The sequence below is a fragment of the Streptomyces sp. sk2.1 genome (assembly GCF_008120935.1).
Lineage (GTDB): Bacteria > Actinomycetota > Actinomycetes > Streptomycetales > Streptomycetaceae > Streptomyces.
Genome location: NZ_RDBO01000005.1, coordinates 49,239 through 61,211, shown reverse-complemented (window position 1 = coordinate 61,211; position 11,973 = coordinate 49,239). Strand labels below are relative to the sequence as shown.

Here is an 11,973-nt window from a genome sequence, read left to right as displayed (position 1 = left end):
CCACTCCCGCCCTCCAGCCCCGGCGGGCCGCGAGCCGGGCGGGCAGCGGGGCGGAGGGGGCGAGCCGCGGGGCGGCCGTCAGCTTCAGCAGGTCGTAACTGCCGTCCTCGATCTCGTCCCCGCCCGGGAACCCCTTGAGCAGGACGTCCTCACCGGCCTCGAAGGAGGCGACGATCTCGAAACGCTCTCCGGGGCTGATCCGGAGCCGGCGCACCGCGACCGGCCGGGAGAGCAGTCCGGCGTCGCCCGCCACGACGTGGAACTCCCGCTCGTCCGCGAAACCGACGGTGAAGACGTGCGCGTTGGAGCCGTTGAGCAGCCGGAACCGCACCCGGCTCGTCGTCACCCGGAAGAACGGGTCGTAGGTGCCGTTGATCAGGACGTCGTCGCCGAGCGGCCCGAACGTGCCGCCGAAGTCCTCGTCCAGCTCGCCGTCCTCGGTGAACTTCCGGTCCTGGATGATCAGGGGGACGTCGTCCTTCCCGTACGCACGGGGCAGTCCGGTGCCGTCGGCGTCGCCGGTACCGTCGGTTTCGTCGTCGAGGAGGAACATCCCGGCGAGCCCCCGGTAGACGTGGACGGCGGTCCTGCCGTGCGGGTGGGGGTGGTACCAGGTGGTGGCGGCGGGCTGGTCGACGGTCCACTCCGGGGACCAGGTGGCGCCCGGTTCCACCATCTGGTGCGGGCCGCCGTCCATCACCGCGGGCAGCCGCATGCCGTGCCAGTGCAGGGTGCTGGCCTCGCCCAGCGTGTTTGTCACGGACATCGCGACGTGGTCGCCGCGCCGGGCACGGAGCGTGGGGCCGAGATGGGCGCCGTTGACGCCCCAGGTCCTGGCCCGCCTGCCGGGCAGCAGCTCGCTGCGCCCCTCCTGCAGACGCAGCGAGAAGCGCCGCACCCCGTCGGGGCCGGGCCGGGGGTCGAGGAGCGGCGGGATGCGCAACGGATTGCGGAACGAGAGGGTGCCCTCGTTCCCCTCCGCGCCGCCGCATCCGGTCAGCGCCAGTCCCGCGAGTCCGGTCAGGGCCAGGAAGCTGCGTCGTCTCATGACCCGGAATCCTCCGGGAGGCACGGGGCGAAGTCGTCGGCCCGGAACGGCAACCACGGCGTACACCCGGGGCGGCAGTGTCATCCCCGGGCGGTACGGGGACGGTGCCGCCACCCGGCCGACGCGGCGACGGCGGCCCCTCCGACAGACTGCCCCCCATGGACCGACGACTCCTCCCCGCGGCCCCGAAGGATCAACCGCCCTTCGGCGCCCACACGTTGGTGACCTGGGGCCGCGCCCCGAACAGTGACAGGATGTTCGCGGCGCGGGGGGACGCGCGCCCCGGCGGCGGTACGGGGACGGAGGGGTGGGAACGTGTCACGAGCGGGTGATGCCGCGCTGGGGGCCGGGCTGGTGCTCGTCGTCCTCGTCGGGGGCCTGCTGGAACTGGGCCCGCCCGGCCCGTCCGGCCCCATGGGSCCGGGAGCCGTCGTCCTCGCCGTCGTGGCGGGCGCCGCGACCGCCCTGCGGAGGCGCTTCCCGGTCGGATGCCTCGCGGTGGCCGACGCGGCCACCTTCGCCTGGTTCCACTTCGGCTACCAGGGCAGGCTCATCACCACCGCCCCGCTGATCGGCTGCTACGCGCTCGCGGCCCGCCGGGGCTGGAGGGCGGGAGTGGCGGGCGGGGTGCTGACCGCCCTGTGCACGCTCCTGACCGTCCGGTTCGTACTGAGCGGCGACTGGTTCACCGACCAGGTGTTCAACGCCGTTCCCCTGGTGGCCGCAGCCACCGCGCTCGGCGCGGCCGTGCACTCCCACCGGGCGTTCGCCAGGGGCGCGCGCGACTGGGCGGAACGGCTCGCCGAGGCCCGCTCCGACCAGGCCCGTCGGCAGGCGGCCGAGGAACGCCTGGAGATCGCCCGTGAACTGCACGACGTCTTCGGCCACACGATGGCGGCGATCAGCGTGCAGGCCGGGGTCGCCGTCCATGTGATGCGGCGCCGGCCGGAGCAGGCCGCCGAGGCGCTGAACACCATCAAACGGATCAGCGACGAGGGACTCGCCGAGGTGCACGTGGTGCTCGGCGCGATGCGTTCGGAGAACCTGTGCACCGCCACCGGCGGCCTGGCCAAGCTCGACGGACTGCTCGACATCCCGGGGGTGCGGGTCGAGCTGACGCGCGCCGGCGAGAACCGGACCGTCCCGGTCGCGGTGGATCTCGCCGCGTACCGGATCGTCCAGGAGTCGCTGACCAACGTGCGCCGGCACGCGCACGGCGCCACCCGGGTACGGATCGAGCTGACCTACGGCGAGCGACTGCGCATCGCCGTGCGCGACGACGGAAGCCCCGGCGACATGTCCACGACCGTCGGCGGCAACGGCATCGAGGGCATGCGGGCGCGGGCGGAGAAACTGGGCGGCACGCTCACCGCGGCCCGGACGGCGGACGAGGGATTCGAGGTGCGGTGCGAGCTGCCGATCCGGAGGGACACCACATGATCAAGGTACTCATCGCCGACGACCAGGCCCTCGTGCGGGGCGGGTTCCGGGTACTGGTCGACAGCGAGCCCGACATGACGGTGGTCGGCGAGGCGGGCGACGGCGCGAGCGCGGCCGAACTCGCCCGCACCACACACCCGGACGTCGTGCTGATGGACGTCCAGATGCCCGGTGTGGACGGCATCGAGGGCATCCGGCGGATCGTCGCGGACCCGGCGCTCGCCACCGTGCGCATCCTCATCCTCACCACCTTCGACGAGGACCACTACGCCATCGAGGGGCTGACCGCGGGCGCGAGCGGATTCCTGCTCAAGAACACCGACCCGGCCCAGCTCCTGCACGGCGTGCGGGTCGTCGCGGGCGGCGAGGAACTGCTGTCCCCCGGTCTGACCCGGCGTCTCATCGCCCGGATGACGAAGCCCGCCGCCGCGGTCGACGGCGACGTCTTCGCCCAGCTCACCACTCGCGAACGCGAGGTCGTGGCGCTCGTCGCCCAGGGCCTGAGCAATGAGGAGATCACGCGCGAACTCGTCATCAGCCCGGCCACGACCAAGACCCATGTCAGCCGTGCGCTGGCCAAGCTCGGCGCCCGCGACCGCGCCCATCTGGTCGCTCTCGCCTACCAGAACGGCCTGATCAGGCCGCACTGACCGCACCGATCGCATCACCGCACCGAATTGCGGGAGCGCCGGTCCCCGCTGCTCTGCTAGCCTGCCGGAGGCCGTGCGAGAGACCGAGGAGGTGGTACCCGTGAACGAATCGACATGGGTGCTCCCCTCAGGGGCCACGGTCGGGCGATAGGTCGTCGCCCGGGAGCGCCGTTCCGGAGCACTCCCGAAAGGCACGACTGTGCAATTCACGACCATGCGGTTCACTTCCGAGCGATGCCTCGACGACGGCGTCCTCGAACGCGAATTCACCCTCGACGAGATCCCCGGCATCCTGTGGACGCCCGCATCCGTATCCCCGCCTGCGTCCGAGCCCGCATCCGCATCCGCGCCCGCGTCGGTGCCGCTGATCCTGCTCGGACACCCCGGCGGGCTGGGCAGGATGTATCCCCGGCTGGTGGACCGGGCCCGGCACTCCGCGGCGGAGGGCTTCGCCTCGGCCACCATCGAACTGCCCGGCAGCGGCGACCGGCCCCGTTCCGCCGTCGCCGAGCAGGCCCGCGCCGACCTGCGCCGGGTGCTGGCGGCCGGTGAGCCGGTCGGCGACGAGATCGTGGACCGGCTCATCCTCCCGCTGGTCGAACAGGCGGTCCCGGAATGGCGGACCACCCTGGACGCCCTCCTCGCACTGCCCGGGATCGGCGGCCCGGTCGGGTACTCGGGGGGAGTGATCGCCATCGGTACCCGGCTGGCGGTGGTCGAGCCGCGCATCTCGGCCGCCATCCTGTTCGCCGGGAGTTTCGTGCCCCGCGCCCTGTTCGAGGAGGCCCGGCAGGTCACCATTCCGCTGCACGTCCTGCTCCAGTGGGACGACGAGGGGAACGACCGGCAGGCGGCCCTGGACCTGTTCGACGCCTTCGGCTCGGAGGAGAAGACACTGCACGCCAATATGGGCGGGCACACCGGCGTCCCCCGGTTCGCGGGGGACGCCGCGGCCCAGTTCCTCACCCGGCACCTGAAGTGAGACCGGGCCGCCGGGCCGGCCGCGGACAGTAGGCGGCGCCCCGCCGAGGACGGGCCCCGGCCGGAACGCCGCCCGCCGAGGACGGGCCCCGGCCCCCTCGACGGGCGGCACCCGGCCGGTGGACGGCCGGTGCGCCTTCCGGGCCGTTCGGTCCGGAAGGCGCACGACGGAGTTCCGGGCCCGTCCGGCGCGGCTCAGTCGGTGATGTACCAGTTGTCCTTGAGGTACTCCAGGGTGCTGCTGCCGATCTCGCCGTCGGAGAAGGTGACCGAGGCCTTGACCGAGTCGGCCGGCATCTCGAACTTGTCGGGCGTGACCATGGTGACGCGCTGCGGGTCGACCGTCGCGGTCCGCAGGGCCTTCTTCTGCGTGGGCGAGATCATCCGGAACGTCACGAGGAACGTCGACGTGCACGGGCCGAACCCCTGGTCCTCCGCCTGCTTCGCGGCGGGCCCGGCCACCTCGCAGACCGTGTCGATGTCCTCGCGGCCCACGGCGCGGAGGTACTGCTCGTACCGCTGGATCGCGCCCTCCTTCGTCCGGGGCACGGATTGGTCGCCGGTCGGCGGCTTCTCGGCCGGGGCGGACGGGGACGGTTCGGCCGACGGCTCCTCGGCGCGCGCGGACGCGGACGGCTGCGAGGACTTCTCCGGCTTCGCCCCCGCCTCGTCCCCCGATTTCTCCGGACCGCAGGCGGACGCCACCAGCGTCACACCGACCATTACCGCCGCGCTCATCAACGTCCGCGCTTTCATTCCGTCCCCTTCACCGGCCGACAACACGTCAAGAGGTCACGCAGGATCCGGGAGAACGGTTCCCGGGCCGCCGCGGCTCCCGGCACCGCGTCCGGCGCACCGGCCGACGAAACGGACCCCGGGACTCCTGCCGAAACGGACCCCGGGACTCCGGCCCGTCGGCGCTTGACCCTGCCACTGGCGGCAGGGTCGGACGATCACGGCATGGACACCGACACCACACCGCGGCCCGGCAGGGTCGTCGTCGTCACCGGGGCCGGCACCGGGATCGGCCGGGCCACCGCCCAAGCCTTCGCCGCCGAGGGGGCCCACGTGATCGCGGTCGGCCGCCGGGCCGAACCGCTCGACGGGACCGCCGCCGGTCACGAGCGGATCACCCCGCTGACCGCCGACATCACCGCCGAGGGGGAGCCCGGGCGGATCATCCGCACCGCACGGGAACTGCACGGCCGACTGGACGTGCTGGTCAACAACGCCGGCATCGTGCGCGGCGGAGCGCTCGGCACCCTCACGCCGGAGACGATCGCCCCGCAGATCGCCACCAACCTGGTCGCTCCCGTCCTGCTCTCCCAGGCGGCGCTGCCCCTCCTGGAGGCGGCCGACGGGGTGATCGTCAACGTGAGCACATCGGTGGGGCAGCGGGCCTGGCCCGGCAACTCGGTCTACGCGTCGACCAAGGCCGCGCTGGAGCTGCTGACCCGCAGCTGGGCGGTCGAGCTGGCGCCCCGCGGCATCCGGGTGGTCGCGGTCGCCCCCGGGGCGATCGACACCCCGATCGGCGACCACCAGGGCCTGACGCCGCAACAGAAGACCGCGGTGCGCCGCTGGCAGCTCGACCACACCCCGCTGGACCGCATCGGCCGGCCCGAGGAGGTGGCCTGGGCCATCACCCGACTCGCCTCGTCCGACGCGTCGTTCGTCACCGGAGTCGTACTCCCCGTCGACGGCGGGGCGGTCGTGGCGTGATAGGAGTGGCGCCGGAGGTGAAGCGGGTGAGGATCGGTGAACTGGCCGGGGCGACCGGGACGACGCCCCGTGCCCTGCGGCACTACGAACAGGCCGGGCTGATCTCCTCCGAGCGGGCCCACAACGGCTACCGCGTCTACGACGAACGGGCGGTGGTGCGTGTCCGCAACATCCGTCACCTGCTGACCGCCGGACTCACCCTCGACGACGTGCGGGCCTTTTCGTCCTGCCTGGACGGCGACGTGGCCGCCGCACCGCCGTCGGACGAGGGCCTGCGCATCGCGTCGCAACGGCTGGCGGTCATCGACGAACGGATCGCCGCCCAGACCGAGGCCCGCGACCGGCTGGCAGCCGCACTCCGGGAGAAGACCCGGGAGAAGACCCGGGAAAGGACCCGATAGAGGAACCGGGCGGGGCCCACCGGCCCCGCCCAAGAAGCCTCTTCGAAGGCCCCGTTCAGCGCACGCCCTCCCACAGGAGCCGTTCCTGCGCGCGCGGGTCGGCGACCGGGGCGGACGCGAGCGGGGCGGTGAAGGCCATCGTGGTACGGGTCGTGGTGTCGTACGCCTCCCAACCGGGGTCTCCCGTCCTCGCGAAGGAGACCCACGCCCGGTGCATGGCGTCCGCGAGGGCCCGGGGCGGGTGGGCGCCGAGCAGCGGCGCGTAGGCCGGGTCGTCGAGGCGGTCGAAGACGAAGGGCAGTTCCAGGGCGTGGCAGGCGCCGAGGGCCCCGCCGAACTGGGGGGAGCGCCAGCCGAACTCGTACAGGTACGAGTTCGGCACGGACTCGGCGAGCCTGATGGCGGGGATGCGGTAGAACCAGTCGGTCGCCACCGCGGCGAGCAGTTCGCCCGGCGACGCGTCGGGGCGGGCGGCCCGGTAGACGGGGAGGGCCGCGGCCGGATCGAGGCCGTAGGCCGCGGTCGCGGCGAGGAGCGCGGACTCGGGCACGGCGGGGAGGAGCCCGGTCGGGGCCAGGAAGAGGCGGTACTCCTCCGCGTTGCTGCCGATCAGGAGGTCGACGCCGCAGTCGGGGCCGGGCAGCGCGAGGGCGGGCCGTACCGGTTCGAAGGGCATCAGGTTGAGCACCGCCTCGCCCCAGCGGGCCGGATCGGGGTCGGCGCTCACCTCGGCGCGCAACTCCACCTGGGCCGGGAGGAGTTCCGGCAGCGGGACGGCCGCGAGGGCCTCCGGCGTCCGCTCGATGCCCAGTTTCTCCGCCAGACGGGCCGCCACCAGCGCGGCCGACGACGGGCGCAGGAAATGGTGGCAGGCCCCGCTCTGCAGGATCGCCCTCCGGAACAGGCCCCGGGCCGCTCCGGTGGTCAGGAGCATGCCGATGCTCATGGCGCCCGCCGACTCGCCGAAGACCGTCACCCGGTCCGGGTCGCCGCCGAAGGAGGCGATGTTGTCCCGGATCCAGCGGAGGGCGGCGATCTGGTCGAGCAGCCCCCGGTTGTCGGGGCGGCCGGGAAGGCGCAGGAAACCGTCCGCCCCCAGGCGGTAGTTGAGCGTGACGCAGACGACTCCGTCGCGGGCGAAGGCGCTCCCGTCGTACGCGGACGTCGACCCCGAGCCGTTGGTGAACGCCCCTCCGTGCAGCCACACCATCACGGGCAGGCCGGCGCCCGGCTCCGGGGCCGGGGTCCAGACGTTGAGGTTCAGGCAGTCCTCCCCCTCGATGCCGTCGTCCGGGATGAGGACGTCGAAGGGCGGGGCGTAGGGAGCGTGCGGCACCGTCGGGCCGTGGGCCGTGGCGTCGCGCACACCCGTCCGGGGCTCGGGCGGGAAGGGCTCCCGGAACCGCCGCGCGCCGAAGGGCGGCGCGGCGTACGGGATGCCGAGGAAGGACGTCACCCCGTCGGGGGAGGTGCGGCCGCGGACCGCCCCCTGCCGGGTGTCGCACACCGTCATGCCGACAGCACCTCCAGCAGCGCCTCGCGGAACTCCCCGGGGCGTTCGAGATGGACCGCGTGCCCGGCGTCGGCCACCGCGACCTCCCGCACCGTGCCGCCCGAGTCGGCGTAACGGTCCAGGGCGTGACGTGTCTGCGCCACCATCGGCTGTGCCGGTGTGCCGTCCCACCCCGGCACGGCGCCGACCGCGCCCAGGTGCGCCAGGTCGAACATCGAGGTGTCCGAGACGATGACGTCGTCCTCGCCCCGTATCCACAGCACCGGCGGCTTGGGGTCGATCAGGTGCAGGTCGTCGATGCGGAAGTGGGTCGGGGCGAGGCAGTTGAGCACGCCGCGGGTGCCGGGTGCGATCCCGGGCCAGTCGGCGGACGCCCTGCTGTCGCCCGGGTAGTGGGCGTCCCCGGTGCGGGTGGTGAGCATGGACTCGACGTACGCGTCCTCGTGCTCGGGGCGCAGCGGCGGTTTGACGTAGCAGGAGGCCAGGACGGCGCGCGGCGAGAGCGCGGACTCCTCGCCGCGGTCGCCCTGGGCCAGCAGCCGCACGAACTCGGGGTTGGCCGTCCCGCCGCCCGATCCGGCCCCGTCCGCGGAGTTGAGGGTTCCGTCCGCTCCGCGCGTACCGCCGAAGCCGTAGGGGGAGACCGGGTTGACCAGGGTCAGGGAACGGACCCGGTCCGGGTGGTCGCGCAGGTACTGCATGACCACGCCGCCGCCCATGGACCAGCCGACCAGGTGCGCCCGGTCGATCCGGAGGGCCGTCAGCAGCGCGGCGAGGTCGTCGGTGTAGTCCCGCAGGCCCCGGGTGGCGTCGACGGGCAGCGGGTCGGTGCCGCCGAAGCCGCGCAGGTCGACGGCGATGGGGCGGTAGCGGTCCGGCAGTCCGCTCAGGACGGTGTGCCAGAACGCGGAGGAGGAGACGTTGCCGTGGACGAAGACGACGGCCTCGCCCTCGTCGTCGTCCCGTGCTTCGGTGATCTGCTGGGTCAGCCGGTCGGTGGCGACCCGGCGGGTGCGGAGTGTGTTCATGTGCGGGGTCCTTCAGGACAGCCAGGCGGCGACCTGGGCGACGGCCGAGGAGTTCCACCCCAGTTCGAGGTGGTTGGCGCCGAGGACGGTCTCCCTGCCGCCGACGGTGGGGATGCCCGTGGTGTCGAGCGCGCTGTCGATGAAGACGACACCGTCGCTGGGCCCGCGGTTCTCGTTGAAGATGCCGAGCACGTCCGGTGATCCGCCGGCCAGCAGGTACGCCGTGACCGAGGCGGGCACCCCGGCGTCGTGCAGCGGTTCGATCAGCGAACCGGCGTCGATGGCGGCCTGGATGCCGCTGCCGGCGGTGTAGAAGCCCTGACCGCCGTAGTACGTCGTGTACCAGTCCTGGGCGGCGCCGTCGACTCCGTACTTCCCGTCCCAGCGGGCCAGCATCTGGCGCTGCCCGGGGTAGTTGTCGTACCCGCCGGAGGGCGTCATGGAGAACTCCGGGCGGGCCGTGTACTGCCCGTAGCAGGTCATGTGGGAGTGCGGGGAGGGGGCGTTGATCTTGCCGCCGCACTCCGGCCAGACGGAGAAGTCGTGGGCCCAGCCGTGGGCGTAGGGGTAGTCGTAGCCGCCGTTCGGACCGCCGAGGGTGATCAGCCGGCGTACGTCCCCGGCGTAGGCCCGTCCCCAGCCCGGCTTCACGGACGACACGTACGCGCGGGTCGACATCTCGCCCTTGCTCCAGCCGACCAGGTCCACCTCGTCGACGCCCAGCTTCGCCTTGATGACGGCGATCGCGTCACCGACGACCTGCGCCTGCATGAGGTTGTCGCCCTGCTTGTGCGCGAAGCCGACGGCGAAGACCCGGTGACCGCGCGCGGAGAGGTACTGCATCAGCCCGGTGGACGGGCAGGCGAGGGCGCCGCAGCCGTAGCCGCCCGACTCGCCGGGGTTGGCCCAGGCCCGGTCCGCGGTGTCGTTCGCGCCGTGCACGAGGAGGACGGGCGTGGTGCGGCTGCCGGTGTTCCAGCCGGGGGCCGAGTAGAGCAGGAACCGGTCCGAGGAGGGGCGGGTCACGCCGCCGAAGTACGTGACGCGCTTGCCGTCCTGGTCGCCGCGGCCGTCCGAGGGGTAGCCCTCGGTACGGAACCCCGTGGTCGTGTCGCGGTAACGCTCGACGCTCTCCCAGCCGTTGGTGACGGTGCCGGCCCCGTAACCCGCCTCGCGGGTGAGGTACGGGGGCGGCGTGGCGGAGGCGGCCGTCGTCGCGCCGCTCGCGGTGGTGTGCGGTGCCACCACGGCCGCCGCGACGACCCCCGCCACTGCCATGACCCGGGCGGCGCGCAGCCGCCACCGGTGCCCCGGACTCCGTCTGTCGGCCATGCCCCGGCCCCTCCTGTTCGTGCGCCCGCGGCGCGTCGTCCGGTGCCGSSCGGCACCGGGTGTGCACACGCTAGGCGGACGGACGGGCGGTGGGGCATGTGGGCGCACCACACAAAGGAAAGGGCGTACATGGTCGGCGACTTCACAACCGGTGCCGCGCCCTCCCCGCGCCGAGCGACGGGACGGGGCGAGGCTCCGCGGAGGCGGCGTGCGAGGTGTCACCTGGGGGACGATGGTGGCGGACGGGGCGTCATGACGGGGGCGCCTTCGTCCGGGCGGGGATTCCCGTGGGTCACGACGGCGGAGGGGGAGCGGATGGACGTCACCGAGCGGGAGCTGACCGATCCCTGGGAAGGCGTTCTGTTCACTCCCGCCCGCGCCGGCGACGTCGGCGTTCTGGTCCTGGCCGGGTCCAGCGGGCGCGTCGAACGCGAGCGGGCGCGCCTCCTCGCCCGGCAGGGCTTCACGGCCCTGGCGATCCGCTGGTTCGGCGGGCCCGGGCAGCCCCCGGGAATCTGCGAGGTCCCCCTGGAGACCTTCACCGCCGCCGTCGACCTCCTCCGGCTGTGCGGGGCGCGACGCGTCGGAATCCTCGGCACCTCCAAGGGCGCCGAGGCCGCCCTGCTCACGGCGGTGTGCGACCCGCGCGTGGACGTGGCCGTCGCGCTGTCGCCCACTTCGTGGGCCTGGTGCAACGTCGGCCCCGGCCACGACGGGGCGCACCACCCGTACCGCTCGTCCTGGACCTGGCGGGGGAAGCCGCTGCCCTTCGTCCCGATGGACGACTCCTGGACCTCCCCGGAGCCGGACGGCGGCCCCGTCGCCATCCGCGGTTGGTACGAACTGAGCGAACGGACCTTCGCCCGCTCGCTCCCGGCCGCGGAGATCCCGGTGCGGACGGCCCCGGCCGAACTGGTCCTGGTCGCGGGCGGGGACGACGCGATGTGGCCGTCGCTCCCCTGCGCCGAACGGCTGGCCCGGCGGCGGCGCTCCGCAGGGGCGGCCGTGCGCCTGATCACCCACGCCGCCGCCGGCCACCGCCCGCGCCTTCCCGGCGAGGGCCCGGCAGCGGCGTCCCCGCGCTTCGAGTACGGGGGCACCCCCGAGGCCGACGCCCTCCTGGGCCGGGCCGCCTGGCCCCACATCCTCGACGCGCTCGGCGGCAAGGGCTCATCGACAAGGTCGTCCCGGGAATCCGGTTGACGGCGGCCGGAGAATTTCTGGCATGGGAACGGACATCAATGGTTTCGTCGAGTGCCGGGCGTGGCGGCTCCATGAGGACGGTGAGGAGTCGGTCTGGCATGCCGCCATCGACCTCTTCCTCCTCAACATCACCCGGAACTACGACGCGTTCGGCTGTCTCTTCGGGATCCGCAATTACGCCGGCTTCCGCCCGCTGGCCGAGGAGCGCGGGCGGCCGCCGGACGCGTCGGACAGGGTCCGGGCGGAGCTGGACCGGTGGTCGGACCAGGTCTTCGGCATCACCTGGATCACCTGGGCCGAGCTGAGGGCGACCGACTGGACCGAGCCGGCGGAGGACACCGACAGCCGACTCCATCAGTACCGGCGGACGGCCGACGGGCTGGAGTACGTGGGCAAGTCCATGTGGTCCCGGCAGTTCGCGGAAGCCGTCGGCCTCCCCGAACAGGAGATGGGGAAGGCGCGGACCTGGCCCGAGGGCAGCGAGTGGCACATCGGCGACATCGTCTACCGGTCCGAGCGGATGAGCCGCCGCGAGGCCGTCGAGGACGGCGGGGAATGGGAGCCGGTCTGGACGGTCATGGAGGCGCTCGCCTCGCAGCACGGGGACGACAATGTCCGGCTCGTGGTCTGGTTCGACAACTGAAGGGAGGCGGGT

12 protein-coding genes are annotated in these 11,973 nt (G+C 73.3%); 7 read left to right on the top strand and 5 right to left on the bottom strand.

Annotation, left to right across the window (positions count from 1 at the left end; genetic code table 11):
* Positions 1 to 1,048: multicopper oxidase family protein (locus EAO76_RS00530; RefSeq protein WP_148832261.1), on the bottom strand; the 1,048-nt coding region annotated here is incomplete at its 3' end.
* Between the two features lie 315 nt (positions 1,049 to 1,363).
* Here EAO76_RS00530 and EAO76_RS00525 point away from each other — a divergent pair.
* The 3 genes from EAO76_RS00525 to EAO76_RS00515 all read left to right on the top strand — a co-directional run bounded on the left by EAO76_RS00525 (position 1,364) and on the right by EAO76_RS00515 (position 4,120).
* Positions 1,364 to 2,488 (top strand): sensor histidine kinase, encoded by a 1,125-nt coding sequence (locus EAO76_RS00525; protein WP_148832127.1) that lies wholly within the window; start codon positions 1,364 to 1,366, stop codon positions 2,486 to 2,488.
* Positions 2,485 to 3,138, top strand: coding sequence for a response regulator transcription factor (locus EAO76_RS00520; RefSeq protein WP_148832124.1), 654 nt, complete (start codon positions 2,485 to 2,487; stop codon positions 3,136 to 3,138). The genes EAO76_RS00525 and EAO76_RS00520 overlap by 4 nt, the downstream gene beginning before the upstream one ends.
* 214 nt (positions 3,139 to 3,352) lie before the next feature.
* On the top strand, positions 3,353 to 4,120 hold the full coding sequence (locus EAO76_RS00515) for an alpha/beta hydrolase (protein WP_148832121.1): 768 nt from the start codon (positions 3,353 to 3,355) through the stop codon (positions 4,118 to 4,120).
* A 194-nt stretch (positions 4,121 to 4,314) separates the two neighbouring features.
* On the opposite strand, the gene EAO76_RS00510 is transcribed toward EAO76_RS00515, so the two are convergent.
* Positions 4,315 to 4,857 carry a hypothetical protein gene (locus tag EAO76_RS00510; RefSeq protein WP_262375193.1) on the bottom strand — a complete coding sequence of 181 codons (543 nt, stop codon included), beginning with the start codon at positions 4,855 to 4,857 and terminating at the stop codon, positions 4,315 to 4,317.
* Positions 4,858 to 5,079: 222 nt separating this feature from the next.
* Between EAO76_RS00510 and EAO76_RS00505 the strand changes: the two genes are divergently transcribed.
* Positions 5,080 to 5,841: an SDR family NAD(P)-dependent oxidoreductase gene (locus EAO76_RS00505; RefSeq protein WP_148832119.1), complete on the top strand. Its 762-nt coding sequence runs from the start codon at positions 5,080 to 5,082 to the stop codon at positions 5,839 to 5,841.
* A 26-nt stretch (positions 5,842 to 5,867) separates the two neighbouring features.
* Positions 5,868 to 6,242: a MerR family transcriptional regulator gene (locus EAO76_RS00500; RefSeq protein WP_148832116.1), complete on the top strand. Its 375-nt coding sequence runs from the start codon at positions 5,868 to 5,870 to the stop codon at positions 6,240 to 6,242.
* A gap of 55 nt (positions 6,243 to 6,297) precedes the next feature.
* On the opposite strand, the gene EAO76_RS00495 is transcribed toward EAO76_RS00500, so the two are convergent.
* From EAO76_RS00495 to EAO76_RS00485, 3 genes are read right to left on the bottom strand one after another with little or no spacing between them, the layout of a single operon-like run.
* The gene (locus EAO76_RS00495) at positions 6,298 to 7,755 is read right to left on the bottom strand and encodes a carboxylesterase/lipase family protein (protein WP_148832113.1); all 1,458 of its coding nucleotides are present in this window, start codon (positions 7,753 to 7,755) and stop codon (positions 6,298 to 6,300) included.
* A complete protein-coding gene (locus EAO76_RS00490) occupies positions 7,752 to 8,783 on the bottom strand; it encodes an alpha/beta fold hydrolase (protein ID WP_148832108.1) in 1,032 nt (343 codons plus the stop codon). Before EAO76_RS00490 ends, EAO76_RS00495 begins: the two co-directional genes overlap by 4 nt.
* Before the next feature lie 12 nt (positions 8,784 to 8,795).
* A complete protein-coding gene (locus EAO76_RS00485; RefSeq protein ID WP_222872124.1) occupies positions 8,796 to 10,115 on the bottom strand; it encodes an alpha/beta hydrolase in 1,320 nt (439 codons plus the stop codon).
* Between the two features lie 315 nt (positions 10,116 to 10,430).
* Here EAO76_RS00485 and EAO76_RS00480 point away from each other — a divergent pair, with 315 nt between their 5' ends.
* Both EAO76_RS00480 and EAO76_RS00475 read left to right on the top strand, forming a co-directional pair.
* Positions 10,431 to 11,318 carry an acyl-CoA thioester hydrolase/BAAT C-terminal domain-containing protein gene (locus EAO76_RS00480; protein ID WP_148832106.1) on the top strand — a complete coding sequence of 296 codons (888 nt, stop codon included), beginning with the start codon at positions 10,431 to 10,433 and terminating at the stop codon, positions 11,316 to 11,318.
* A 22-nt stretch (positions 11,319 to 11,340) separates the two neighbouring features.
* On the top strand, positions 11,341 to 11,961 hold the full coding sequence (locus EAO76_RS00475) for a hypothetical protein (RefSeq protein WP_148832104.1): 621 nt from the start codon (positions 11,341 to 11,343) through the stop codon (positions 11,959 to 11,961).
* The last annotated feature ends 12 nt before the right edge of the window (positions 11,962 to 11,973 follow it).